The organism is Fimbriimonadaceae bacterium (genome assembly GCA_019638795.1).
In the GTDB taxonomy this organism is placed as follows: Bacteria; Armatimonadota; Fimbriimonadia; order Fimbriimonadales; family Fimbriimonadaceae; genus JAHBTB01.
In genome coordinates this window covers 24,078-47,774 of sequence record JAHBTB010000004.1, presented here as the reverse complement: position 1 = coordinate 47,774, position 23,697 = coordinate 24,078, and the positions used below count along the sequence as shown (strand labels likewise).

Annotated in this window: 26 protein-coding genes; 12 read left to right on the top strand and 14 right to left on the bottom strand. The window is 63.1% G+C overall.

Going from position 1 to position 23,697, the window contains the following annotated elements; genetic code table 11:
• The first annotated feature begins 52 nt into the window (after positions 1–52).
• On the top strand, positions 53–820 hold the full coding sequence (locus KF857_06410; protein MBX3111625.1) for a matrixin family metalloprotease: 768 nt from the start codon (positions 53–55) through the stop codon (positions 818–820).
• A gap of 206 nt (positions 821–1,026) precedes the next feature.
• Complete coding sequence (locus tag KF857_06405) at positions 1,027–1,794, top strand: matrixin family metalloprotease (protein MBX3111624.1); 768 nt, start codon at positions 1,027–1,029, stop codon at positions 1,792–1,794.
• Between the two features lie 72 nt (positions 1,795–1,866).
• Here the strand turns inward: KF857_06405 and KF857_06400 are convergent, their stop codons facing one another.
• Together KF857_06400 and KF857_06395 are read right to left on the bottom strand one after the other, a co-directional pair.
• On the bottom strand, positions 1,867–2,475 hold the full coding sequence (locus KF857_06400; protein MBX3111623.1) for a PEP-CTERM sorting domain-containing protein: 609 nt from the start codon (positions 2,473–2,475) through the stop codon (positions 1,867–1,869).
• A gap of 183 nt (positions 2,476–2,658) precedes the next feature.
• Positions 2,659–3,051 carry a hypothetical protein gene (locus tag KF857_06395; GenBank protein MBX3111622.1) on the bottom strand — a complete coding sequence of 131 codons (393 nt, stop codon included), beginning with the start codon at positions 3,049–3,051 and terminating at the stop codon, positions 2,659–2,661.
• Between the two features lie 87 nt (positions 3,052–3,138).
• On the opposite strand from KF857_06395, the gene KF857_06390 reads away from it, so the two are divergent.
• The 3 genes from KF857_06390 to KF857_06380 are packed head-to-tail and all read left to right on the top strand — an operon-like array spanning position 3,139 to position 4,223.
• Positions 3,139–3,783 carry an alpha/beta fold hydrolase gene (locus KF857_06390; protein ID MBX3111621.1) on the top strand — a complete coding sequence of 215 codons (645 nt, stop codon included), beginning with the start codon at positions 3,139–3,141 and terminating at the stop codon, positions 3,781–3,783.
• Between the two features lie 27 nt (positions 3,784–3,810).
• Complete coding sequence (locus KF857_06385; GenBank protein ID MBX3111620.1) at positions 3,811–4,008, top strand: type II toxin-antitoxin system HicA family toxin; 198 nt, start codon at positions 3,811–3,813, stop codon at positions 4,006–4,008.
• Complete coding sequence (locus KF857_06380; GenBank protein ID MBX3111619.1) at positions 4,005–4,223, top strand: type II toxin-antitoxin system HicB family antitoxin; 219 nt, start codon at positions 4,005–4,007, stop codon at positions 4,221–4,223. The genes KF857_06385 and KF857_06380 overlap by 4 nt, the downstream gene beginning before the upstream one ends.
• 67 nt (positions 4,224–4,290) lie before the next feature.
• Here KF857_06380 and KF857_06375 read toward each other — a convergent pair whose 3' ends face one another.
• The gene (locus KF857_06375; GenBank protein ID MBX3111618.1) at positions 4,291–4,530 is read right to left on the bottom strand and encodes a hypothetical protein; all 240 of its coding nucleotides are present in this window, start codon (positions 4,528–4,530) and stop codon (positions 4,291–4,293) included.
• A 981-nt stretch (positions 4,531–5,511) separates the two neighbouring features.
• On the opposite strand from KF857_06375, the gene KF857_06370 reads away from it, so the two are divergent.
• Positions 5,512–6,156, top strand: coding sequence for a hypothetical protein (locus tag KF857_06370; GenBank protein MBX3111617.1), 645 nt, complete (start codon positions 5,512–5,514; stop codon positions 6,154–6,156).
• Between the two features lie 75 nt (positions 6,157–6,231).
• Here KF857_06370 and KF857_06365 read toward each other — a convergent pair whose 3' ends face one another.
• The 3 genes from KF857_06365 to groL all read right to left on the bottom strand — a co-directional run bounded on the left by KF857_06365 (position 6,232) and on the right by groL (position 8,408).
• Positions 6,232–6,474, bottom strand: a complete 243-nt coding sequence (locus tag KF857_06365) for a DUF2442 domain-containing protein (protein ID MBX3111616.1) — start codon at positions 6,472–6,474, stop codon at positions 6,232–6,234.
• Entirely contained in the window at positions 6,452–6,691 is a 240-nt protein-coding gene (locus KF857_06360; GenBank protein ID MBX3111615.1) for a DUF4160 domain-containing protein, read from the bottom strand. The genes KF857_06365 and KF857_06360 overlap by 23 nt, the downstream gene beginning before the upstream one ends.
• A gap of 88 nt (positions 6,692–6,779) precedes the next feature.
• Positions 6,780–8,408 (bottom strand): chaperonin GroEL, encoded by a 1,629-nt coding sequence (groL, locus tag KF857_06355; GenBank protein ID MBX3111614.1) that lies wholly within the window; start codon positions 8,406–8,408, stop codon positions 6,780–6,782.
• Between the two features lie 231 nt (positions 8,409–8,639).
• On the opposite strand from groL, the gene KF857_06350 reads away from it, so the two are divergent.
• Entirely contained in the window at positions 8,640–10,391 is a 1,752-nt protein-coding gene (locus KF857_06350; GenBank protein MBX3111613.1) for a hypothetical protein, read from the top strand.
• Positions 10,392–10,439: 48 nt separating this feature from the next.
• On the opposite strand, the gene KF857_06345 is transcribed toward KF857_06350, so the two are convergent.
• The gene (locus KF857_06345) at positions 10,440–11,141 is read right to left on the bottom strand and encodes a PEP-CTERM sorting domain-containing protein (protein MBX3111612.1); all 702 of its coding nucleotides are present in this window, start codon (positions 11,139–11,141) and stop codon (positions 10,440–10,442) included.
• A 117-nt stretch (positions 11,142–11,258) separates the two neighbouring features.
• Here KF857_06345 and KF857_06340 point away from each other — a divergent pair, with 117 nt between their 5' ends.
• Positions 11,259–12,542, top strand: coding sequence for a hypothetical protein (locus KF857_06340; GenBank protein ID MBX3111611.1), 1,284 nt, complete (start codon positions 11,259–11,261; stop codon positions 12,540–12,542).
• Positions 12,543–12,597: 55 nt separating this feature from the next.
• On the opposite strand, the gene groES is transcribed toward KF857_06340, so the two are convergent.
• Positions 12,598–12,888 carry a co-chaperone GroES gene (gene groES / locus KF857_06335; GenBank protein ID MBX3111610.1) on the bottom strand — a complete coding sequence of 97 codons (291 nt, stop codon included), beginning with the start codon at positions 12,886–12,888 and terminating at the stop codon, positions 12,598–12,600.
• A 165-nt stretch (positions 12,889–13,053) separates the two neighbouring features.
• Between groES and KF857_06330 the strand changes: the two genes are divergently transcribed.
• The gene (locus KF857_06330) at positions 13,054–13,494 is read left to right on the top strand and encodes a cyclic nucleotide-binding domain-containing protein (GenBank protein ID MBX3111609.1); all 441 of its coding nucleotides are present in this window, start codon (positions 13,054–13,056) and stop codon (positions 13,492–13,494) included.
• Between the two features lie 2 nt (positions 13,495–13,496).
• On the opposite strand, the gene ispG is transcribed toward KF857_06330, so the two are convergent.
• Entirely contained in the window at positions 13,497–14,741 is a 1,245-nt protein-coding gene (gene ispG, locus KF857_06325; GenBank protein ID MBX3111608.1) for a (E)-4-hydroxy-3-methylbut-2-enyl-diphosphate synthase, read from the bottom strand.
• A gap of 70 nt (positions 14,742–14,811) precedes the next feature.
• Here ispG and KF857_06320 point away from each other — a divergent pair, with 70 nt between their 5' ends.
• Positions 14,812–15,261 (top strand): hypothetical protein, encoded by a 450-nt coding sequence (locus tag KF857_06320; protein MBX3111607.1) that lies wholly within the window; start codon positions 14,812–14,814, stop codon positions 15,259–15,261.
• 70 nt (positions 15,262–15,331) lie between these two features.
• On the opposite strand, the gene KF857_06315 is transcribed toward KF857_06320, so the two are convergent.
• From KF857_06315 to nusA, 4 genes are read right to left on the bottom strand one after another with little or no spacing between them, the layout of a single operon-like run.
• Positions 15,332–16,213 (bottom strand): hypothetical protein, encoded by an 882-nt coding sequence (locus KF857_06315; protein MBX3111606.1) that lies wholly within the window; start codon positions 16,211–16,213, stop codon positions 15,332–15,334.
• A 39-nt stretch (positions 16,214–16,252) separates the two neighbouring features.
• Positions 16,253–18,205 carry a translation initiation factor IF-2 gene (gene infB / locus KF857_06310; protein MBX3111605.1) on the bottom strand — a complete coding sequence of 651 codons (1,953 nt, stop codon included), beginning with the start codon at positions 18,203–18,205 and terminating at the stop codon, positions 16,253–16,255.
• Positions 18,206–18,216: 11 nt separating this feature from the next.
• Complete coding sequence (locus tag KF857_06305) at positions 18,217–18,414, bottom strand: DUF448 domain-containing protein (GenBank protein ID MBX3111604.1); 198 nt, start codon at positions 18,412–18,414, stop codon at positions 18,217–18,219.
• Positions 18,415–18,470: 56 nt separating this feature from the next.
• Positions 18,471–19,520 carry a transcription termination/antitermination protein NusA gene (nusA, locus tag KF857_06300; GenBank protein ID MBX3111603.1) on the bottom strand — a complete coding sequence of 350 codons (1,050 nt, stop codon included), beginning with the start codon at positions 19,518–19,520 and terminating at the stop codon, positions 18,471–18,473.
• 203 nt (positions 19,521–19,723) lie between these two features.
• Here nusA and folB point away from each other — a divergent pair, with 203 nt between their 5' ends.
• Both folB and ispH read left to right on the top strand, forming a co-directional pair.
• The gene (gene folB / locus KF857_06295) at positions 19,724–20,101 is read left to right on the top strand and encodes a dihydroneopterin aldolase (protein MBX3111602.1); all 378 of its coding nucleotides are present in this window, start codon (positions 19,724–19,726) and stop codon (positions 20,099–20,101) included.
• Positions 20,102–20,115: 14 nt separating this feature from the next.
• Positions 20,116–21,063 carry a 4-hydroxy-3-methylbut-2-enyl diphosphate reductase gene (gene ispH, locus KF857_06290; GenBank protein MBX3111601.1) on the top strand — a complete coding sequence of 316 codons (948 nt, stop codon included), beginning with the start codon at positions 20,116–20,118 and terminating at the stop codon, positions 21,061–21,063.
• A 42-nt stretch (positions 21,064–21,105) separates the two neighbouring features.
• On the opposite strand, the gene secD is transcribed toward ispH, so the two are convergent.
• On the bottom strand, positions 21,106–23,634 hold the full coding sequence (gene secD / locus KF857_06285; protein ID MBX3111600.1) for a protein translocase subunit SecD: 2,529 nt from the start codon (positions 23,632–23,634) through the stop codon (positions 21,106–21,108).
• Positions 23,635–23,697: the final 63 nt, after the last annotated feature.

Sequence of the window (23,697 nt, the reverse complement as noted above, 5' to 3'; positions counted from 1 at the left end):
AGAGATACTTGACACTGTGCCATGCCAGGCCGGCTTGGCTCGTGGAGAACAGATGAAACTACGATACCTCTTGCCTGTCGGCATCCTTGTTGTCGCCGCTCACGCCAACGCCTATACCCTCATGTCCAGCAAATGGGACGTCGGAGGCAATGCCGCCGAAACGATGGCCACCAACCACGGCACCGCGGGCTATGTGACTTGGTCGATCATGGGTTCCGGGCTCGGCGTCACCGGATTCGAAGACCACGGCGGCGCGACGACGGGCGATTTCAGCGCCTTGACTTCCGGCGACGAGGAAGCGATGATCACCTCGATCTTCGCCAAGTGGACGGCGGTCTGCAACCTCACGGCGGTCCACGTCGCTGACGGCGGCGTCACGGGCGGCGGCTCTCAGGCGTCCGGCGCCCACCTCGGCGACATCCGCATCGGCGTCATCGACAACTTCTCCAGCGGCGTGCTCGCTCACGCGTGGCAGCCAGGCACCGAAGCCTACTTCGGCGCGGGCGGGACGATCGGTGGCGACACCCACGTCGCCAGCGATTGGAACTGGGTGGACGAGGCCAACGACAGTGCCGCCGACAATGACTTTGACCTTTACACCGTCCTCCTTCACGAAATCGGTCACGCCATTGGCCTCGGCCACTCCGGAGTCGACGGCTCCGTCATGGAACCGGTCTATGAAGGTTCCCGCCGCGACCTCACCGCCGACGACATCGCCGGTGCCCAATACATCTATGGCGCGGTGCCCGAGCCCGCGACGATGACCGTCCTCGGACTGGGCGCCGCCGCCCTGATCCGACGCCGCAAGGCCAGCCGCTAAGGCACCGACTCAACCCGACATCTGGCTTGGTCAACACTCTTGACCAAGCCAGTTTCTCTGTCCGTCGTGGTGCATCACTTGTGGAACACTGTGTCACGCCCTAACCGGAATAGACGGACAGACACTCACATCGCCTCTACACTTTACGCACTGTTGATGTACACTTTTCGTGTGACCATTTTGGACTTCTTGAATATGGAGCAACAATGAGGCTTCGACATTACTGGCCTGCCGCCATCTTCTTTGCCGCCGCCCAGGCAAACGCCTTCGCCCTCCTATCGACGAAGTGGGACGTCGGCGGCAACGCCGCCGAATCAATGGCGACCGAGCACGGCACCCCGGGCGACGTCACGTGGTCGGTCATGGGTGTCGGTCTCCGCGTCGCCCAGTTTGACCACCACAATGGTGGTGCGACAACTGACTTTTACGCGCTGACTTCCGGTGACGAAGAAGCGATGATCGCATCAGCCTTGGCAAAGTGGACCGCCGTCTGTGGCCTCACCGCGACCCGTGTCGCTGACGGGGGCGTCACCGGCGGCGGGTCCCAGGCGTCCGGTGCCCACCTCGGGGACATACGCTTCGGATCCTTGGTCTACTTCGAGGGACTCGCGCTCGCCCATGCCTTTCGGCCAAACACCGAGGCCTTCTCTGGTACAGGCGGGACGATCGGAGGCGACGTCCACGTCGCGGACCATTGGGACTTCGTCGACGAGGCGGACGACACCACCGCCGACCATGACTTCGACCTCTACACTGTCCTCCTCCACGAGATCGGACACGCGATCGGGTTGGACCACTCCGACGTGAAGGGTTCGGTCATGGAACCCGTGTACGCTGGCTCCCGCCGCAACCTGACCCACGACGACGTCGCGGGCGCCCAATACATCTATGGCGCCGTGCCCGAACCCGCGACAATGGCCGTCCTCGGACTGGGCGCGGCGGTGCTGGCCCGCCGGCGCAAAGTCGTCCGCTAGTCCGGCCCGACAAAAACGGGGCCCCGGCACTCCTCGTGCCCGGGCCCCGCTTGGACTTCGGCGTACCGCGTCTTAGGCCTTGCGTCGTCGGACGAGGGCTCCGACACCCAGGGCGAGGACGGCCATTGTCGCCGGCTCGGGCACCGAGTCCGCCACCAACGAGACGTTGTCGATAAACGCCGAGCTGTTCAGCGACGAGTCGGTCGTGACCCGGAACGCCAGGTCTTGAGCTGACCCGTCCATCATCGAACTGACGTCGAGGGTGATGTGGATCGGGCCGTTCAGAGCGACAGCGTCATCATTGCCAAGGTCGTACTCGCCCAACTGCACCCCGCCCAGAGAGACGGTGAGGAAATCGAAGCCCGCCACGTCTTCATTGGCAAAGTAGTAGTCAAAGTCGAGCGTCGCCGTCCCGCCTGACACGGTCGAGATGGACTGGGTGACGCTGTCGTCGGCGCTCTCATAGCCGCCCAGCCAGGCGGTCATCGTCGGCGGGCCAAGGTCACCGGCACCATCGACCACCGAACCGCTCCAGTCGCCGATGATGACGAACCCACCACCCGACGACTCGGTCCAGCCCGCAGAGCCAGCTTCAAAGTCGCCGTTGGTCACGAGTTGGGTGGCAAAGGAAGTTCCGGCGGCAGCCACCGCCAGAGCGAGGGTTACAAGTTTCAGCTTCATATCAGGACCTCTCTTCAAGCCGGCTGACCGGTGGACGCCACCGCCCAGCGACAATTCAACGGCGGCGCGAAGGCCGACCAGTCGCATTGATTCAACCGACCATGATGAGTATTCAGCACAATTACGTGTGCCACGCAGGAGACTCACGGGCGCAGGTACTTTTTGCACGGCGGGCGCGGCCTGCTATTGCCAATCTGTCAGAGGCTTGACCGTGGCGCAACAAGGGAAACCGTCGCGGGCCTGGCCGGGCAGGACGACGGTGAGAGGCCGGCCAGTGTCGACCATCGCCTGCGTGACCGACTCAATATAGACCTTGGCCCGCCGGCTGATCTCGCCCCCGCGCCAAACAATGTAGACGAACCGTCCCTTGGCGTCTTTTTGGACGGCCGGTCCGCCCAGCGGCAGGCGCCCGCCCTTGGCCGTTACCTCGACGGTGAACTCTTCTTCCGCCGCTTCCATCTGCCGCCAGGTCTTCACCGTGCCGGCGGACCCCGAGCCCGTCTGCACCCCGCCGAACGCCCCGACCGTCGGGGCCTTGAGCACGATCCGCAGGGTCACCGTCTTGTCCTGGTCCATCCCCGCACCCTACCCCAGCCGCCTACGCCACAAACCGGGGGCGTCGCCGACTTCCTCAAGTGAGCGGTATCTTCAACCATCGAGACCATGCGATGGACGGTGCCCCTGCGCGACGCCGAAGTGCCGGTGCTGGCGGACGACGACGTCCGCCCCACGGTCGTCGTCCTCGCCCACGGCGCGGGCAGCCACATGGAGAACAAGACCATGGAGTGGCTGGCCGGGCTGGTGCGCGGGGCGGGGGCCTCGGTGGTGCGGTTCAATTTCCTCTACCGCGCCCTGGGCAAGGGCATGCCCGACCGGATGCCCGTCCTCATGGAGACCTACCGCGCCGTCGTCGCCTCGGTCCGCGAAGAGCTGAAGCCCGAAAGGCTCGTCATCGGCGGCCACTCGATGGGCGGGCGTGTGGCGTCGATGGTCGAGGCGGAGGGGCGCACCGCGGACGGTCTGCTGCTCTTCGGCTACCCCCTGCACCCGCCGGGACAGCTGGAAAAGCTGCGCAAAGACCACCTCCGCCTGGTCCAAACCCCGACGCTGCAGCTCAACGGCACCGCGGACGACTTTTGCACCCGGGAGATCATGGACGCGACCGTCGCGACGCTGTCACCGGCGGTTTGGCGGCTGAACTGGATCGAAGGCGCCGACCACAGCTACGCGGTCAAGAAATCGTCGGGCCGGACACGCCGGGACGTCGAGGCGGACATCTCGGCGGCGCTGGAATCGTGGCTGCCTTAGGTCTGACCCTCGCTTTGGCGGCGAGTTATGCTCTGGAGCCATGACGGCGAAGGAGGTGGTCTCGCAGATGGATGCCGCCGGGTGGTTTCTGGATCGGCAGAAGGGGTCCACGCCGTCTACAAGCATGCGTCGAAGCCGGGGCGGGTGGTCGTTCCGATGCATGCGGGCGATCTGCCAAAAGGAACTTTGAATGATATACTCAAGAAGTCCGGCCTGAAGAAATGATCGCATATCCCATCGTGCTTGAACAGGAAGATGACGGAAGGTATTCCGTTTATGCTCCGGATCTGCCCGGGTGCTCCAGCTGGGGCGTCACGCGCGACGAAGCGATCGAGCACATCCGCGAGGCCATCGAGGTGTGGATTGAGTCGGCCCGCGCCGACGGCAGCCCAGTGCCCAAGCCGGGGACGGCCTTGGAATACGTCAAGATCGCCGGCTAGCCGCGCCGCGACGGGCCGGCTTCGGCCGACGGCCATGCACCCAGCCGCTTTACGTTGGCGACCCTTGTCAATCGTCAAGACACGCGTCGCTGTCAGCATCGACGGACCGCCTGCGTTGTGGGGTCGGCACGTCCCCGATCTTCGGCCAACGGCACGTCATGCAACCGCAGAAGGTGTGCGTCGTGGCGATGCGCCCGACTTCGCGGCGCACCTCCGGGCTCTCGGGGTCGCGCCAGCGGGAGACGATCTGCTTGGCCCAGATCTTCCGCTTCGCCGCTTGTCTCTGCCTGAACTCAAAGTCCCGCATGCCCGTGCCTCAGGTTGATTGTACGGCGCTCACCGCCTGCCCCTAAGTGGCCGCCCGGCGAATCGCACTGGTTAGCACCAGTGGCACCCATCCGGACGGTCGGGTCACACGGCCAAGCTAGGGGCCTTCGACATCATCATCCTTAGGACTATCATCGTCATTACTCTTTAACCTAAAATATTCTCTTACCAAATCTATTAGAAATTTTAGAACAAAAAGAACTTGACAAGTGGAAAATGATACATATGATACAATTTTCTCTGAAACTACGTGTGCGATGATATCAATCATTGCATTTGCCGCTGCATTCTGCAGTAGGCATATAATATGCTTTTTCATTTCTCTTCTTGTAGTCCATGAAATATGATTGTGACTTTTGTTCGCAAGATATTTCACAGTACTACTTATATATACGAGTTAGAGAGATAACACTTCCAGGACATTCTAACCTTGGGCACTCCGAAGAATTAACGGTGCCATTCAAAGAGTAGACCCGTTCAAAGAACTAAACGGGCCCATCCAAAGAGTTAAACGGGCCCATCCAAAGAGTTAAACGGGCCCATTCAAAGAGTAAACGGGCCCATCCGAAGAACAAACGGGCCCATTCAGAGAACAAACGGGCCCATCCGAAGAATGAACGGGCCCATTCAGAGAACAAACGGGCCCGTTCAGAGAACAAACGGGCCCATTCAGAGAACAAACGGGCCCATTCAAAGAACAAACGGGCCCATTCAAAGAACAAACGGGCCCATCCGAAGAGCAAACGGGCCCATTCAAAGAACAAACGGGCCCATTCAACGAGTAAACGGGCCCGTTCAAATAACAAACGGGCCCATTCAGAGAACAAACGGGCCCGTTCTTGGAAGAAACGGGGCGTTTTGTGGAACGACCAGAGTAGAGGCCGGGCCCACATCGGGTCGCGGGGGTCGGAAACGGGCCGCCGCGGACGGGGACCGGGCGTGGCCGCAGAGGAACACACTCATGGCGTTCATCACCGAAATCACCGCCGACGGCGATCTCAACACCGCCCTCGCCAACTTCAACACGGTTTGCGCCGCGAACACCGCCTTGTTGGGGCTCACCCCCGCCGACATGACCGCGATCGCGGCGGCGAGCACGACCTTCACGGCGGCCCTCAACGACGCCACCACCGCCAAGGCCGCGGCGAGGGACAGCGTCGAGGCGAAGGACATCCAGAAGAAGGCGAGCAAGGCGACGGTCAGCAAGTACGCGAAGCTGTTCCGCGCCAACGCGGCGGTGCCGGACAACCTGCTGGACGCGCTGATGCTGCCCCACCACAAGACTCCGGGCAGCAAGACCGCCCCGACCCAGCCGCTGGACCTGGTCGGCAGCGCGGACGGCAACGGGCTCGTCAGCCTGAAATGGAAGCGCAACGGCAACATCAGCGGCACGACGTTCCTGCTGGAGACTCGGTCCGACCCGGCCGGGCCGTGGACGCTCGGCAGCACCACGACGAAGACGAAGGCCACCTATCAGGCGGTGCCGGGGTCGTACGTGGGCTTCCGGGTGACGGCGGTGCGGCGGAACCTGATGTCGCCGGCGAGCGTGCCTTTCGCGCTGTGGGAAGACGGCGGCGACGGGGACGTCGCGCTGAAGGTGGCGTAGCCCTTCCCTTTGGTGCTCTGCAATGCAAAGGCCCTGGCGGTACTACCACCGGGGCCGATTTTGCGGCGTCTGGCGTTAGGCAGCCAGAAGGCCCTCGACGGAGATGTCTTCGTCGAGGTCTTCCCAGTGCAGGCCGACACCGCCGCCGATCAAGCGCCAGTTGGCGCGGGCTTCTGGAGTAGCTTGGCTGAGCCGGGGGAACCACTCGAGCGGCACCGAGACGACCCGTCCGTCGGCCAGAGACACGACAATCTCGTGCTCCGTGAAGGCGACGTTTGTCGCCAGAGCTTGTAGCCTACGCGCTTCCGAAGTGCTCATGCCATTTTGCCTCGATCAAGGCCTCGTTGCTTTCAATGATACGACGGACCTCGGCCAGATCATGCGCCCGAAAGCCCACCGACCTCTCGAAGACGACGGGCTTGATCCAGAACTTCGCATACTTGCCCGCCGCCTCGACGTGGATGTGTGGCGGTTCTGTACCCTCGTTGCTGAAGAAGAAGAACCGATACGGCCCGAAGCGAAACACCGTCGGCATCGCTCTATCATGGCCCGAAGGAAGACATGAAACGGCCCCAGCGGACAAAGTCCACCGGGGCCAACTTTTTGAAGGGTCGTGCTTCGCCTTAGAAGTCCATGCCGTCCATGCCGTGGGAGTGCGGCGCGGGGGCGGCCTTCTTGGGCTCGGGCTTCTCGACGACGAGGGCCTCGGTCGTCAGGACCAGGCCCGCGATCGACGCGGCGTTCTGGATCGTCGAGCGGGTGACCTTGGCGGGGTCGACGATGCCGGCCTTGACGAGGTCGACGATCTCACCGGTGGCGGCGTTGAGGCCGAACCCGGCCTTCGCGTTCCGGATCTGCTCGACGACGACGCTGCCCTCGTGGCCCGCGTTCTCGGCGATCTGGCGGAGCGGAGCCTCGAGGGCGCGCTTGACGATGTTGACACCGGTCAGCTCGTCGCCTTCGGCCTTCAGCTTCTCCAGACCGGCCGCGGCGCGGAGCAGGGTGACGCCGCCGCCGGGGACGATGCCTTCCTCGACCGCCGCGCGGGTGGCCGAAAGGGCGTCCTCGTAGCGGTGCTTCTTTTCCTTCAGCTCGGTCTCGGTGGAGGCGCCGACCTTGATCACGGCGACACCGCCGCTGAGCTTGGCGAGGCGCTCCTGGAGCTTCTCGCGGTCGTAGTTGCTCTCGGTGGTCTCGATCTGGGCCTTGATCTGGCCGATGCGGCCCATGACGTCGGCCTTGGTGCCCGCGCCCTCGATGATCGTGGTGTCTTCCTTCGTGATCACGACCTTCTTCGCCGTGCCGAGCATGTCGAGGGCGACGTTCTCGAGCTTGGTGCCGAGGTCTTCGCTGATGAAGGTGCCCTTGGTGAGGACGGCGATGTCTTCGAGCATGGCCTTGCGGCGCTCACCGAACCCGGGGGCCTTGACGGCGGCGATCTGGAGGACGCCGCGGATCTTGTTGAGGACGACCGTGGCGAGGGCGTCGGCCTCGAGGTCCTCGGCGATGATCAGGATGGGCTTGCGGGCCTGGGCGGCCTTTTCGAGGAAGGGCAGGAGATCTTGGGCGCTGCTGATCTTCTTTTCGTGGATCAGGACCAGCGGGTTCTCCAGGACGGTCTCCATGCGCTCGGGGTCGGTGACGAAGTACGGGCTGATGTAGCCGCGGTCGAACTGCATGCCCTCGACGATCTCGACGGTGGTCTCGCGGCCCTTGCTCTCCTCGACGGTGATGACGCCGTCCTTGCCGACCTTGTCCATCGCGTCGCTGACCTGCTGGCCGATCTCGCCGTCGTTCCCGGCGATGGTGGCGACGAACTCGACCTGTTCCTTGTCCTTGACGGGCTTGGCTTCCTTCTTGATGGCGTCGATGACGGCCTCGACCGCCTTGTCGATGCCGCGCTTCACGGCGATGGGGTTACCGCCGGCGGCGACGTAGCGAAGGCCTTCGTTGACGATGGACTGGGCCAAGACGGTGGCCGTGGTGGTGCCGTCACCCGCGACGTCGTTGGTCTTGCTGGCGACTTCTTTGCAGAGCTGGGCGCCCATGTTCTCGTAGGGGTCTTCGAGTTCGACTTCCTTGGCGACGGTGACGCCGTCCTTGGTGATCGTCGGGCTTCCCCACTTTTTGTCGAGGACGACGTTGCGTCCCTTGGGGCCAAGGGTGACCTTGACCGCGTCGGCGACCTTGTTGACGCCGCGCTCGAGCGCCCTTCGGGCGGTCTCGTCGAAAATGAGATTCTTGGCTGGCATGGGTGTTTTAGTCCTCTCGCGTGTTGTCGGGGCCGAGGGCGGCCCGGTTGCTTGTCAGGATACGTCTGACGGGGCGACGGGGTCAAGGGAAATTGGCAATCATAGGCCAAGAGTGCTAACGCAGGGCTGGCGCGCATGCTCCGGTGCGGCAAAACCTGTTTGACTCGTGTCCGGCGCGATGTAACATCGTCGCCCCGACCGCGTCAGACCGGTTCAGAGGGTGACATGACGATGAAGCGATTGATTGCCGTTGCTGCCAGCGCGTTGGTGGCCACGTCGGGGCTGGCCCAGGGTGGGCAAGCGGGTGGAGGTGCCCAGGGCCAGGACGGCGTCGTCCGCAGCACGGCCGTACTCAACGGCCAGATCGGGCGGTACTTGAACGGCCCCGAACACGCGCACATCCTGACCCCCGGCGACCACACAGACTGGCCCCTCAAACTTGAGGCGGGCCAGGTGGTCATCGCGGAGGCGAGCAGCGTCGCCTTTGATCCGGCCCTTGAGATCGTCGACGGCGCCGGCAAAGTCCTGGCCAGCAACGACGACCGCTATCCCGGTGACCAGAGGCCGCTCCTCCTGTGGCGCTGTCCGGCAAAGGGAGACTACAGCCTGCACGGGCGGTCGTTCCGCGACAAGTCTGGCGGCCAGTACGCGATGCGGTTCAAGGTGTTCGACACCATCGACGTCTCTCCCGGCCACACGACCGAAGCCGACGTGAAAGGCGACCTGCCCGTGCTGCTCCGGATCAGCCTCAAGCGCGGTCAGGTCGTCGAGGCGTACAACAGCCCGGCTGACGGCAAGCCGACGATGGACTTTGGCTTGGCCGGGGTCGTCTCCCCCTGCGGCCTGCCCGACATCGACCTGATGCGGCCCTTTCGTCGTGGGGCCGACCAGAGTGTCTTGATGGCCGCGGTGGACGGCGACTATTACTACTTCTGTGACTATCAGCTCGACCATGGCCGAGTACGGATCGGTGTCGACGAATACACCCCGCGGGTGGTGAGTGACACCGGCCGGGCAGTCACGGCGTCGGTGGGCCAGGCCAAGGTCGACATTTGGCAGTTCACCGCCAAGAAGGGAGAAGTGCTCAAGGTGACGACCCCCGAACTGCGGCCTGACTCCCCGATGGTCATTCAACCGATGCCGAAGCTCCCCCCGGTCGACCCGAAGAACCAAGATTGGAGCCCCTTCTATCCGGACGTGCCCGATCCCAAGGCGGATTCGGGCCCCCAGTTCCAGAGTCTGCGTGGCCGCGTCCGTGACAGTCGGGTCGCCAATCTCAAGGTTTCTCGCGACACCACGTTGTGGGCGGTGACGCGCCCGCTCCGCGTCGATGGCAAGCCATACACGTTCCGTGTCGGGCCGGCGGCCCTGGCCCTACCCCAGGGGAAAGCGGCGTCAGGAAAGTTGAGGGCAGGCGACGCGGACTTTTGGAGCTTTACCGGTGAAGTCGGCGACGTTGTCTCCCTCGCGACCGACAGCCAGTCCTTCGTCCAAATGGCCACCGTCCTAGACCCGGACATGGTCCCTTTGACCACCGACATGCCCCGTGTCGACCAGACCGGCACGGCCGCGACTCTGATCTTGCGGAGACCGGGCGAGAACCTTGTGCAGGTCTCTGCGTTCGGCGACGGCGGCACCGGAGACTACACCGTCACGCGTCGGCTCCTTCCTCCCGCCGAGTTCAGTGCCCAGAAGCCGGCGGCAGGCGACATCGAGGGTGGCGGGGTGCAAGTGTGGAAGTTCACGGCCCAGCCAAACGAACCGCTCCTCCTGAAGTGGGTGACGAAGGACTCTGCCCCGCGCCTGAGGGCCCTGGACTCTGAGGGACGTGAGGTCGGCCTGCCACTCAAATACGTGAGCGAAAACCTCGCCTATGGCCTCTTGATCGTCGACAAGCCGACGACCTATGTCGTCGTCATCCAAGCCGTCGGGACGAAGGTGCGGTACTCGCTGACGATTACCCCGGCGGACAAAACCCGCTGACAAAGAGGTGGCGGCCGGCCCTCTCCTTCCGGCCGCCAGGACGGTAAGTCAGGCGCCCTTTCTGCGGCGGGCCAGAATGGCAAGCCCACCGCCAAGAGCAACGAGGGAAACCGGTTCGGGGACGCTCTGGTAGGCGAGGTGGTCGAACATGTAGCCGTCGCCGCCTATGGGATCTTTCAGGCCGATGGACGAGATCGTGTCGCCGCCGACCGCGTCGACGCGCAGGTAGCCCTGACGGCCGTTGCCGCCCGTAAAGTTTGTGGCAAGAGTCGACACGGCGCCGATGCTCGTGCCGTTCACCATGATCAGAGCATCGCGGTCCATTTGTTGGACGCTAAACCCGACGCTGGACATGCCGGAAGAAAAGTAGAAGGTGAGGTCACCCCAACTCCCCGAGTCGCTGTAGCTGAACGTCTGGTTCGTCCTCGTGTTGATGATGCCGTGCTCGCCGTCCCAGACACCTCCGCCACCGAGCGTGAACGCGGTGCCAAACAGGTCGTCGGACGGCTTGAACGTGTTGAGGAGGCTCGATGAGGGGCCGTAGTTCCCGTTGGGCGAGACGACGCCGACCTGTAGTCCGCTGGCGAGGGTGAGGTCTTCGAAGTCTTCGATCGTGTACCCACTCACGCCGACGGAGGCGTCCGAACCGCCCCAACCTGGCGCACTGAATGAGTTGACTACGTAGCCAGCGTAGGACATCGAAGTGCCCGCTAGGGCAGCGATGACAAGGGTCAGTCTGTGTTTGTTCATATTGTCACTTGGTAGAAAGGCAACGAAACAGGCCAGGGGAAACTTGTCGCCCCATGTTCTTCGTTTGATACACTAACCTGCGTTACGAAACGCGTTACATGAGGGAGGCATCCTCCAATGCCAGTAGGATTACCAGGCTACGTCATTAAACTGGGACACGACCGGCGCGCGTGGCGTGGTGGTGAAGAGCTTCTCCATCCCCCGACCCGAGCCACCGAACAGCTCCTCTACTACCTTGCCGAAAAGTTTCCTGCCCGGCTTGAGAGGCGGGCCGTCGCCGCCCGACTCTATCCGGAGGCGAGCGAGCGGGCCGCATTTAACGCCCTCAGGCAGACAGTCCATCGCCTGAAGCAGTGGCTCGGGGCTGAAGCGGTGGTCTCCGACGCGAAGTCCATCGGGCTCAGTCCTGACCTCTGGGAGGTCGAGTCCCAAGAAGTCGAACCGGGAACCTACGTCCTCAAGCAAGACGACAAGCCGGTCAACACGGGAAGCTTCAAAGACCTGGTGATGCATATGGCGACCCTCGACAAGGAGGTGGCCCGAGGCCTGTTGCTCGGTGGACGTGAGATCGCCATCAACCTCAACTTGCCAGACCTCTATGACCTCCTTAAGGCCGCGACCCCCACATCGATGAAGGAGGCAGGGGCCTATGAACACCTCGCCTTTTACGGACGCTATTTCCACAAGACGGCGCTCTTCAACAAGGCGATCGCCGCCCACACCCGCGTGTACCGGCATGCCGGGCAGAACCGGCGTCACGCCCTGATGTCGAACGCGGCGGCTTGGCTCCTCTTCACTTACGTCGAGATGGGGGACATGGCGACGGCACGACAATGGCTCCCGGAGGTCGTCGGCTCCGACCGGTCCCACGCGGGACGTCTCTTCGCTGCGAACGCCATGGCGTGTTGCCTGTGGAACGACATGGAGATCGACGACACCTACGCGGAGTTTGAGAAGGCGGCCAAGGTCATCTACAGTGCCAGCCGGTCGGACCAGTCGCATTACTGGTCGAACTACGCCGTCTTCGCAGCAGAAAGCGGCCGGTTTGCGCTTTCAGAGGAGTGCCAAGAGCGGGCGGCCTCGCTACGGGTCAGCGGCCTGGACACCGTCAGCAAGGGCAACTGCCTACTCGCCTCGGCGCTGTGTCAAAGGCATGCGGGAGACTTTGCCGGTGCCGTCTCGACGCTTGAACAATACCGGGCTGAAGAAGCGGCCCGAGGGCAAGAGCTTGGCGTCGTCTACGCCAACGAGGCCCTGGCAGAGACCCGTGCGATGATGGGGCAACACCTCTTGGCGCGCAAACTCTGGGCGACAGCCGAGCGGACACGGGCGGCCGGAGGCGGCATGCTGACCCCAAGGCTGAAGGCGATGCGGGCGCGAACCTTTGGCCTTCTTGCTTGACGCAACATAAGACGGGCGCGGCCATGATCAATGGCGGCGCCCGTGGGCGGACTGTTTACTTGATGACGGCGTAAACCTGGTCTTCGTCGAGGATCGTGTATTCCTCGACGCCGACCGTCACCTCGTTGCCCCCGTACTTGCTGAAGAGCACCCGGTCACCCGGCTTGACGGTGAGCTTGTTGCGTTCGCCGCTTTCCAGGACACGCCCCTCGCCGACGGCGACGACCTTGCCTTCGGTCGGCTTCTTCTTGGCACTGTCGGGAAGGAGGATGCCGCCGGCCGTCTTCTCCTCGGCTTCGACGAGTTGGACGACGATCTTGTCGCCAAGAGGCTTGATACTGGACATCTGGGTTGTTCTCCGGTTGAAAAATGAAAGGGCGTTGCCCCTGCGGGCTCATTTTGCCTCATCACCCGCCCCGGGACGGCGGGAATAGGACGAGAGTTCCAGCCCGACCATCTCGCGCGATTGACGGGGACCGCGCGTGTCTTGCTAGACTAGGGCATGACTCCGATGGACCTGGCTTCGGCATTTCGTAGCAGCTACCTCTGGAGCGGCTTGACCGGCTCGCAGATTGACCGGGTGAGTCTGCTTGCTGAGGAGAAGACCTTCAACGGCGGCGACACGATGGTGCGCCAGTTCGCCAAGGACTCGGACGTGATGATCATCCTTGACGGCAAGGCGCGCATCAACACGTTCAGCGGCGAGATGATCAGCGAGGCCGGGCCGGGGGCGGTGATCGGCGAGATCTCCCTGGTCGACGACATGCCGCGCAGCGCCACCGTCGTCGCGGTCGGCAACTGCCGGGCCGCCGTGATCCGCAGTTCCGAATTGTGGACGGTGATGGAAGAAGAGCCCGTCATCGCCAAGGTCGTCCTGCTCAACATCGCCAAGATCCTGTGCGGGCGGTTGCGGGCCGCCAACGTCCAGGTCGACATGGCCGTCAAGAACTGAAGCTACGGTGCGGGGTCCTTCCAGACCCCGTCCGCCTTGAGGAGCCCGACCAGTTCTTCGACGCCCTGTTCCTGGGGGATGCCGTTCTTGACGACGTCGCGCTTACGGTAGAGCGTGATCTTCCCTCCTGCCGCACCTACATAGCCGTAGTCGGCGTCAGCCATCTCCCCAGGGCCGTTGACGATACACCCCATGACCGCAATGTCGAGCCCGACCAGGTGACGGGTGGCGGTGCGGACCTCGTTGAGCACGGTCGGCAAGTCAAATTTTGTACGACCACAACTCGGGCACGCGATGTATTCGACCTGGGTCTTACGCAAGCCTAAGGACTGGAGAATCTCGTAACAGACTGGGATCTCGTTCACCGGGTCCTCCGCTAGGCTGACCCGGATCGTGTCGCCGATGCCCTCCATGAGAAGCGTCGCGATCCCTGCCGTGCTCTTGACCCGGGCGTACTGGCCGTCTCCAGCCTCGGTGACCCCCAAGTGCAGGGGGTAGTTCATGCCTTCGGCGTCCAGGCGTTGGGCCATCAGGCGGTTGGCGGCGACCATGACCGGCACCCGGCTGGCCTTGGCGCTGATGTTGAGGTTGAAATAGCCATGCTTTTCGCAAAGGCGGAGGTACTCAAGGGCGCTTTCGACGAGGCCTTCCGGGGTGTCGCCGTACGTGACCAACAACCGTTCACTGAGCGAACCGTGGTTCACGCCCACGCGCATCGCCCGGTCACGGGCCTTGCACGCCTCGATCACCGGCACGAAGCTTTCTTCGATGGCGTCGAGTTCTTCCTTCCACTCCGCGGGGTCGTATGCCATCTCGGCCCGCAATTCGTCGACGCCCTTCTCTTCTTGGCGGCCTCGGATATCGAGACCGACACGCGACCCGTGCCGCTTGAAAACGAAGAGGCCGGGGTTCACCCGGATCTCGTCGACGTACTTGGCCGCTTCAACGGCGATCGCGCTGCCTTGGTGGTGGACGTCGGCCGTCATCGGCACGTCCCGGTACTGCTCCGTGACCTTGGCCTTGATTGCTTCCAGGCACTGGGCCTCGCCAAGGGTGGGCGTCGTGACGCGGACGATCTCACTTCCCGCCTGGTGGAGGGCGATGATCTGCTCGACGCACGCCTCGACGTTGCGCGTCTCCTCGGTAATCATCGACTGCACGACGACCGGGTGTCCGTTCCCCATCGTCACCGACCCGACCCGACAGGGCTTGGTCTTGCGTCGGGTGATGCTCGGCGAGATACCCATCCCGTCTATTTTAGGACTTGGTCGGTGCCTCTGCCGGGACGCCAAGATGAGGACTCGCTATACTTTGCCTATGAAGCCGTCCTTCCTCCTCGTCGCGGTGCCCGCTCTGCTCTTGGCTGGTTGCGCCCATCGGACCCCGGTGGGCAAGTGGGACATGAGCATCGACGCCCAAGGCAAGAAGTACCCTGCCGTCGTCGACATCAAGGCCGACAACACGGCCACCTGGGTCATCACCGTCCCGGGCCAGCAGACCGGCCTGATCAACCTTCCCGAGTTCAAAATGAACGCGACGGGGACCTGGAAGACGGACGGCAAGACTTTCACGACGACGATGACCGACATCAAGCTGGACGACAGCGCCCCGGATCTGATCAAGGCCGGGTTCGAAATGGTCAAGAAGCAGATCGTCCAACAGATCGGCCAGTCGCGGACCGCTACCTTGGCCTACCGGGACAGCGGGAGCATGGAGTTGACCACCCCCGACGGCGTGGTCACCACGCTCGTCCCCCACAAGGGCTGAGCGAACGGCCTGCCGGTTCGGTATCGAATAGTTCCGTAGGTTGGCAAAGCGGTGCCGCGCCCAAGGTTGCTTACCGCTGGGCGGCGCCTTTCCACCTAGTCCCGAGTCTGATCCACGTGGCGACGGCGACGAGGCATACCACTAGGATAGACAGGCCAATGGCTGCGTAGGGCGGGTGAGCCGGCTCCTTTGGCACGCCATGCATGGCCAGTTGGTCCCGGTAAAACTTCCAGGTGTCCTTTCGGCCCGGATCGTATTTGCCGCCGAGACCCGTGCCATCTTTCATGATGACTTCACTCGCTCCAGCACTGATGAACGAGTCTCGCCGCAGTTCCTGGTTGGGCACTGCTTTCCAGCCCTTCAGAACCCAACGGGCCTCGGCCATGACGCTACCATCGTAGTTGTACGACCAGAAGCTGATGTTCTGGGGATAGCCGCCGGACGAGCCCTGCAGCTCCCAGCGGGCCTGGGGGCGCTTGGCAACTGTCTTCAGATAGGAACGGCCACTGTCTGTCACTGCGACGGTGTCATGGGTACCAGACGCACGATCGAGACACCGGACCACGCACCCCTCACGACCACCACAAACATCCTCGACCGGTTCTGACTTCTTCGGCACGCGGACGACGAGCCTCGATACGTCTTCGGGCAAGAGAATCCCCAAGTACCCCAAGCTCACCACCGCGTCATGAGGCATCAACGTGACGTGCTGACCGCCTCCGGTGACGATGGCGATGTCATCGGGCTCCGACAGAATCCTGAAGTTCTCGGTCTGACCCTGACGACACGTGTACATCTCCTGGTCGCCCGAGGCACTGCGGTAGACAGTGAGCGTCGCGCGGACGACATTGCCATCGGGTGACAATCCCCAAGACTGGACTGTGGCGGCCGTCTGGCATGCCGCCGACTTGATCGTGATCTGGCCTTCGTAAACCGCTTCGATCGCGTCCATATATCTCACCTACCTTAATGTAGGGTATCTGGTTTCCAATCAGTTCACTTGGACGAGTTCGTACGCTTCGATTTCGTCGCCTTCCAAGAAGTCTTCCCAGCCTTGGAACTTGATGCCGCAGTCTTGGCCGGCGATGATCTCGCGGACGTCTTGCTTGACGTTCTTGAGCGAGTCAAGTTCGCCCTCGAAGACGACCTCTTTGGCCCGACGGACGCGCACCTTGCTGTTGCGGGTGATCTTGCCGTCGGTGCAGTGGCTTCCGGCGACCTTGCCTGACCGGGAGAGCTTGAACACCGCGCGGATCTCGACGGTGCCCTGGTACTCCTCCTCGAACTTGGGGGCGAGCATGCCCTTCAGGGCCGCTTCGATGTCTTCGATCAACTCGTAGATGATCGTGTAGGTGCGGACCTCGACCTTCTGCCTTTCGGCCTCGCTCTTGGCCTTGGGCTCGGGCTTGACGTTGAATCCGACGATGATCGCGTCCGACGCGCTGGCGAGGAGGACGTCACTCTCGGTGATCGGGCCGACTCCCGCGTGCTTGACCTTCACCTCGACTTCTGGGTTCTCAAGCTTTTCGAGGAGGCCGCGGACCGCCTCCACCGAACCCTGGACGTCAGCCCGGACGATCAGGTTGAGGTCCTTCGTCTCTTCGGCGTCGAGGTGTTGGCGGATCTCCTTAAGCGTGACCTTGCGCTTGACCGGCGCCAGTGAACGCAGTCGGGCGGCTTGCGCGCGAGACTCGGCCAATTCACGCCCGGCCCGCTCGTTTTCGGCGAGTTCGACCTTTTCACCAGCCGGCGGCACGGCGTCAAGGCCCAAAATTTCGACCGGCGTCGACGGCCCGGCGGCGGTCAACCGGGCTCCCGCCCAGTCGGTCATCGCCTTGATCTTGCCGTACGTCTCGCCGACGGTCACGATGTCGCCGATATGCAGGGTGCCTTCCTGCACCAGCACCGTGGCGACCGGGCCCCGCCCCTTTTCCAACTTCGCTTCGATGACGACGCCCTCGAAGGCACCCTTGGGGTCGGCGTCCAGTTCCAGGACCTCGGCCTGGAGCAGGATGAGCTCCAGTAATTGGGGCACCCCCTCGCCGGTGACCGCCGAGACATTGGCCGTGATCACCTGGCCGCCGTAAGCTTCGGGGATCAAGTCATGCTGGGTGAGTTGCTGAAGCACCCGGTCAGGGTTGGCCCCGGCCTTGTCGATCTTGTTGACGGCGACGATGATCGGGACTTCCGCGTTCTTGGCGTGGGCGATGGCCTCGATCGTCTGCGGCATGATGCCGTCGTCCGCCGCGACCACGAGGATCGCGATGTCGGTGACCTGGGCTCCGCGGGCCCGCATCGCGGTGAACGCCGCGTGGCCCGGCGTGTCCAAGAAGGTGATGGTGCCCTCCGGCAAGTTCACCTGGTAGGCACCGATATGCTGGGTGATGCCGCCGTGCTCCTTGGCCACGACGTTCGACTTGCGGATGTAGTCGAGTAAGGACGTCTTGCCATGGTCGACGTGGCCCATGATCGTGACGACCGGCGGCCTCGCCGTCTTGCCGCCCGACTTCGCTGGCGCCTTGGCCGGGGCGACTGGCTTTGTTTGGGCTTGGGCACTTTCCCAGACGACCTCAAAGCCGAACTCCTTGCACAGCTTCTCCGTGAGGTCGTCTTCCAAGACCATGGTCAAAGTCTTCATCTGCTTGAAGACCTTGATCAGGGTGGTGAGGACCTCTTTGTCGGGCACGCCGACGGCGGCGGCGATGTCGCGGGGAGTCCTGCCGTGGGGAAGGGTGACCGTTTTGCCACCGCCACGCAACAAGGCCTTGCCGGCGGCGACGTGCGACGGCGTCGCGCCGGTTTCCTCACCGACCAACTCGATGACGTCGTCATCGGCCTCGAACTGCCCGTTCGTGACCTCGATGCCGACACCGGCGAGCGCCGTCTCCACGGCGTCGGGCGTCGAGCCCAGAGCCTTGGCGACTTCGGCGAGCTTCACATGCATGGACCGTTGTTTTACCTCTGCTGACATTCCATCACCTGGCGCACGGCCCTGAGAAGGCCTTCGTCCACGGGGCGGCGCCACGCCCTGGCCAGTCTTCCGCGGGCGGTCAGGCCCTCTCGGCACTCTGGCGTGTCACAGCAATATGCCGACCGACCCGGGGCGGGGCCGAGTGTGGGCTCCCTTCCCGGTGCCAACCGCAACCGCAACAGTTCAGTCTGGGCACGCTTCGCCCGACAGACGACACACGACCGGACCGGAGCGGCGGTTAAGACTTGTCCTCCGCCGGGCCCTTCCGCTCTTCCTGGGCCTGCTGCTCACTGCGGATGTCGATCTTCCAATCCGTCAACCGCGCGGCAAGGCGGACGTTCTGTCCACCACGGCCGATCGCCAACGACAACTGGGTGTCTGGCACGATGACATAGGCCGACCGCTCCTCCATGTTCATCTTGATGCTGTTCACCTTGGCCGGGCTCAGGGCGTTGATGATGAACTGGCGCGGCTCTTCGGCCCACGGCACAATGTCGATCTTCTCCGGTCTGAGCTCGTCCATGATCACCTGGATCCGGCTGCCGCGCGGGCCGACGCACGAGCCCACCGCGTCCACACGCTCGTCGTGGCTGATGACCGCCACCTTGCTGCGCTGGCCCGGCTCCCGGGCGACGGACATGATCTCCACCACGCCGTCCGCGATCTCGGGGACCTCGAGTTCCAAGAGCTTGCGGAGCAAGTTCGGGTGGCTCCGGCTGGCGATGACCTTCCAACCCCGGCTCGTGTCCTCGATCCGCAGAATGTAGAGGCGCAGACGCTCGTTCGGCCGGTAGTCGTCAGTGCCGACCTGCTCGCGCTTCGGCAACTCGACTTCCATCCGGTTCACCTGGACAAGGACGCTCGACTCTTCCCTTCGGCTGACTTGGCCGCTGACGACCTCTCCGACGAGTTCGCTGAACTGGTCGTGCATCTTGCGCCGCTCCGCCTCATGGAACTTCTGCTGCAAGACCTGCTTGAACGTCGTCGCCGCGATCCGGCCAAATGTCTGGGTGTCGATCTCGACCGCGACGAAGTCGCCGATCTGGGCTTCCGGCCGGTGCTTGCGGGCGACGTCAAGGCTCATCTGGAAGCTCGGCTCCAAAACCTCGCCGACGACCTCCTTTTCGATCACCGCGCCGGTGTTGACGGTCTTGTCCAGGCGCACGGTCACATCACCGGCGACCCCTTTGTACTTCTTGTAGGCGACGGCCAGAGCCTGCTCCAATTCCAGCTTGAGTTCGTCGACGGGAAGTTCCCTTTCCGTGGCGATCTGTTGCAGTTGTTGCATGATATCCATCGCTTATCTCCTGTTGGCCGACATGCCTTGGGGAACAAAAAAGGGAGGCCCGACGGCCACCCCACCCGATCTCCCGAGGCTTGCCTGGTTGTTCGAGTGATTTTAGCACAGCCCGACCTCGAAAGGGTGAAAAGAAGGACCACCCCCGGCCTGCGTAGGTTGGTGAAATCACGCCAAACTGGCTCCCTATGGGCATGGTCACCCTCACCATCACCGGCCTGGAGTTCCACGGCAAACACGGGGCGTCTGCCGAAGAGCGGGTGGTCGGTTGCCGGTACCGCGCCGACGTCCGCTTGTCGCTCGACACCCAAGCGACATCGACGGACCGCATGGAGGACACGGTCGACTACGTCTCAGTCGCCACCCTCGTCAGAGAGGTTTCCGACCAGAACTCCTGCCTCACCGTAGAACGGCTCGCCACATTGTGCGCTGACGCTGTGCTCGACCAATTCCCCACCGTGGTCGACGTCAGCCTTGAAGTTTCCAAGCTCCTGCCTCCCACCGACCACGTCATGCAGTCGTTCAGCGTCGCCACGACCCGCTGTCGGGACCATGGCCGGTCGGGAGCGTAGAATCAAGGCAGACGATGGAGAAGATCATCCTCGCCGCCCCCCGAGGTTTTTGCGCCGGGGTCGCCTATGCGGTAGAAGTCGTGGACCTCGCCCTCCGCATCCACGGCGCACCGGTGTACGTCCGCCACGCCATCGTGCACAACGAGCATGTCGTGCGGTCGTTCGAGGCACGCGGGGCCGTCTTTGTCGAGGACATCGCCGACATCCCGGAGGGGGCGGTCGTCGTCTTCTCTGCTCACGGCGTTTCGCCGGCGGTGAGAGCCGCAGCGGCGGAGCGCGGCCTGACCATCGTCGACGCCACGTGCCCGCTCGTCACCAAAGTCCACAACGAAGCGAGGCGGTTTGCCGACAAAGGGTTCTTGATGGTCTACATCGGGCACCGTGGCCACGTGGAGGCAGAGGGCACGATGGGCGAGGCACCAGGCCGGATGGTGCTTGTCGAAACTCCCGAAGAGGCCGAGCAGGTCGAACTCCCACCCCACGACCGCCTTGCCGTGGTGACTCAGACGACCCTGAGCGTCGACGAGGTGACGGCGACGATCGACGTCCTCAAGCGCCGCTTCCCTCACATGGAGCTCCCCCAGAAGGAAGACATCTGCTACGCGACGACGAACCGTCAGGGCGCGGTCAAGGAGATGGCCAAACTGTGCGACCTCGTCCTCGTCGTGGGCTCGACGATGTCCTCCAACTCCAACCGTCTGCGCGAAGTCGCCGCATCGCGGGGCGCCCGGGCCCACTTGATCATGACCCCCGAGGAAATCGAGCAGTCGTGGATAGACGAAAGCAAAGTCGTCGGCGTGACAAGCGGGGCGTCGACTCCCGAGCCACTCGTGGACGCGGTGCTTGACCGTTTGTGCCAAGGGGCGGACCACGTGCCGGTCGAGATCCTGGAGACGGTCCGCGAAACGATGGAGTTCAAGCCGTCGCGCGAGCTCGTCCGGCTGGCGCTGGCCAACTCCTGACACAGAACTGCCCGGCCACCTGACGGTGGCCGGGCAGAGCGATCACTCGTCGATCTCCTGGCTCGCCTGGTCGACCACCGACCGTCGCCGCCGCACCTGGCCGTAACCGGACTTGGCTTCGGCCTTGGCCGCTTCGGTGGCCCCGTTCGACGCTCCCGCCGTGGCGTAACTCACCGCCATTGCGGCACGTTGCTTGGCTTCGCGCGTCGCCTCGCCCAAGAGGCCGTGCTCTTCGCCTCGCCGCTTGATAACCAGCTTGTCCCAGATGAAGAGGATCGGAGAAGCGTTGGCGATGGACGAATAGGTGCCCGTGATGATGCCCATCAGCATCGTGACGCACATGAACTTGAGTTCCGGCGTCGGCGTGCCGACCGCGGTGAGGATCACGAGGGTCGCGATGGCCGTCATCGAGGTGTTCAGCGACCGGGCGATCGACTGCGTGATGGACTTGTCGACAATATGCTGGAATGTCTCTCCGGCGATCGGCTTCACCAAGTTCTCTCGGATACGGTCGAAGATGATGATGGTGTCGTGGACGCTGAACCCGATGACGGTCAGCATGGCGGTGACAAAGAGCGAGCTCACCTCCCAGCCGAACAACATGCCGCAGACCGCGGCGTTGCCGACGACAAAAAGGACGTCGTGGAACAAGGCGATCACCGCCGAACCGCCGAACTTCAGGCCGTTCTTCATGCCACCGAGGGCAAACCCGAACCGCAGGCCTAAGTAAACGACGATCAACGCCGAACTGATCAACACGCCAAGGACGGCGGACTGGATCGATTCCTTTTGGATCGTCGGGCCGACCATCGCCAGCGAGCTTCCTTCGACGTTCAGGCCGGCCGCCTTCGCGATTTTGTTCTTCGCGTCGGGGTCACCGACCGGCAAAGCGTTGCTCGGCGGAAGGGTGATGTAGACCACCTTTTTGCCGCTGACGGTCGCCGACTTGACGTTCCCGCCCTTGAACCCTGCCTTCTCCAGGCCGTCACGGATCTGGTTGATGTTCTCGCTGCCCGTGCCGACGAACTGGGCCTCGTAGCCGCCCTGGAACTCGACGTTGGGCTTCAGACCGCCCATGGCGAAGCAGATCAGGCCAGGGATGATCAACACGGCGGAGATGCCGAAGTAGAGCTTCATCCGCGGGATGATGTTGAGAGTTTTCGAGTGGGCTCCCTGCTCCAGGGCCTCACCGAACCAGTTCCGCCCAAGGGCAAAGTACTTGGGGTCGTTGAACCAGTTCATCGAGATGCACCCCAACAGGAGGGAGCGCGTCACCGTGATGGCGGTGAAGAAGGAGATGACGACACCAAGGATGAGCGTGGTGGCGAAGCCCTTCACCGTCCCCTGCCCCAGCACCCAAAGGACGACCGAGGTGAGGATGGTACAGATGTTAGAGTCGATGATCGCGGTCAAGGCCCGCTTGAAGCCAAGGTCGATGGCAGACAAGAGCTTCTTGCCGTTGCGCATTTCCTCCTTGACCCGCTCAAACACCAAGATGTTGGCATCGACCGCCATGGCGACCGACAAGACGAACGCCGCGATCGCCGCAAGGCTGAATGTCGCGTTGGCCAGCCGCAAGACAGTCAAAGTGAACAGGGTGTAGAGACCGAGGGCGATCGTCGCGACGACACCCGGGAACCCGTAGTAGACGATCAGGAACAGCGCGATCAGACCCATGCTGATGCCCGACGCCGTGACCATCTGATGGAGCGCGCCCTTGCCGATCGTCGGGTCGACCTGCTCGCTCGCCAGCTCCTTGAGCTCCACGGGGAGCGACCCCGACTTGATCAGGTCGCAAAGCTGGGTGACGTATTTCGGGTCGAAGTCGCCGTTAATGAACGCCGTCGTCGAAAGGATGGCGTTCTTTTCCAACGGGGCGATGTTGAGGACGACGCCGTCCAAGACGAACGCGATGTTCTCCTGCTGCCCGGCGTACTTGCGGCTCCACGTCTCCAGGTTCCGCGCGCCTTGTCCACCAAAGAAGAACTCCGGCTTCGTCTTGTTGCCCTCGATAAGGGGCTGGGCACCGGTGACGTCCTCACCCTCGAGGATCAAGTCCCAACCCTCGATCATCTTCTTGTACTCGTCGTCTCCCGGCTTGATCGTCTTGCTCGGGTCGACGGTACGGTAGAAATCAACTTCGGGGCGCCCACCCTCGCTCGAACGGCCGGCCTCCGCATAGCGCAATTGGCGCACCGGCGTGGTGACGTTCTTTGCGTGGTAGACCTGGATTTTCGCGGTCGAGCTCAGGATCTGCTTGGCACGCTCGATGTCCGTGTAGCCGGGCAGCTCGATGACCAGTTGGTCGTCACCCTTGGGCTGGACGGTCGCCTCACCGACGCCGAGGGAACCGTTGACGCGGTTCTCCAGGATCTTGGTCAGGTCGGACTGCATGGACGCGGCACGGCCCTGGTTGGCCTTGCTCAGCGTCGTCATGTCCATCAGGTACGTCAGTCGGACGCCACCCTGAATGTCAAGTCCATATGAAAACTTGCTCTTGTAGAAGCCGAACGCCGACAGGGCGGTCAGGACGACGACCAAGACAAGATAAAGCTGGTTGCGTGAATGCAAAGCCGGGAGCCTCCGAAGGGCCGGTCAGGGCCGGGGTCAGATTATACCGATGCGGCCTTTCGT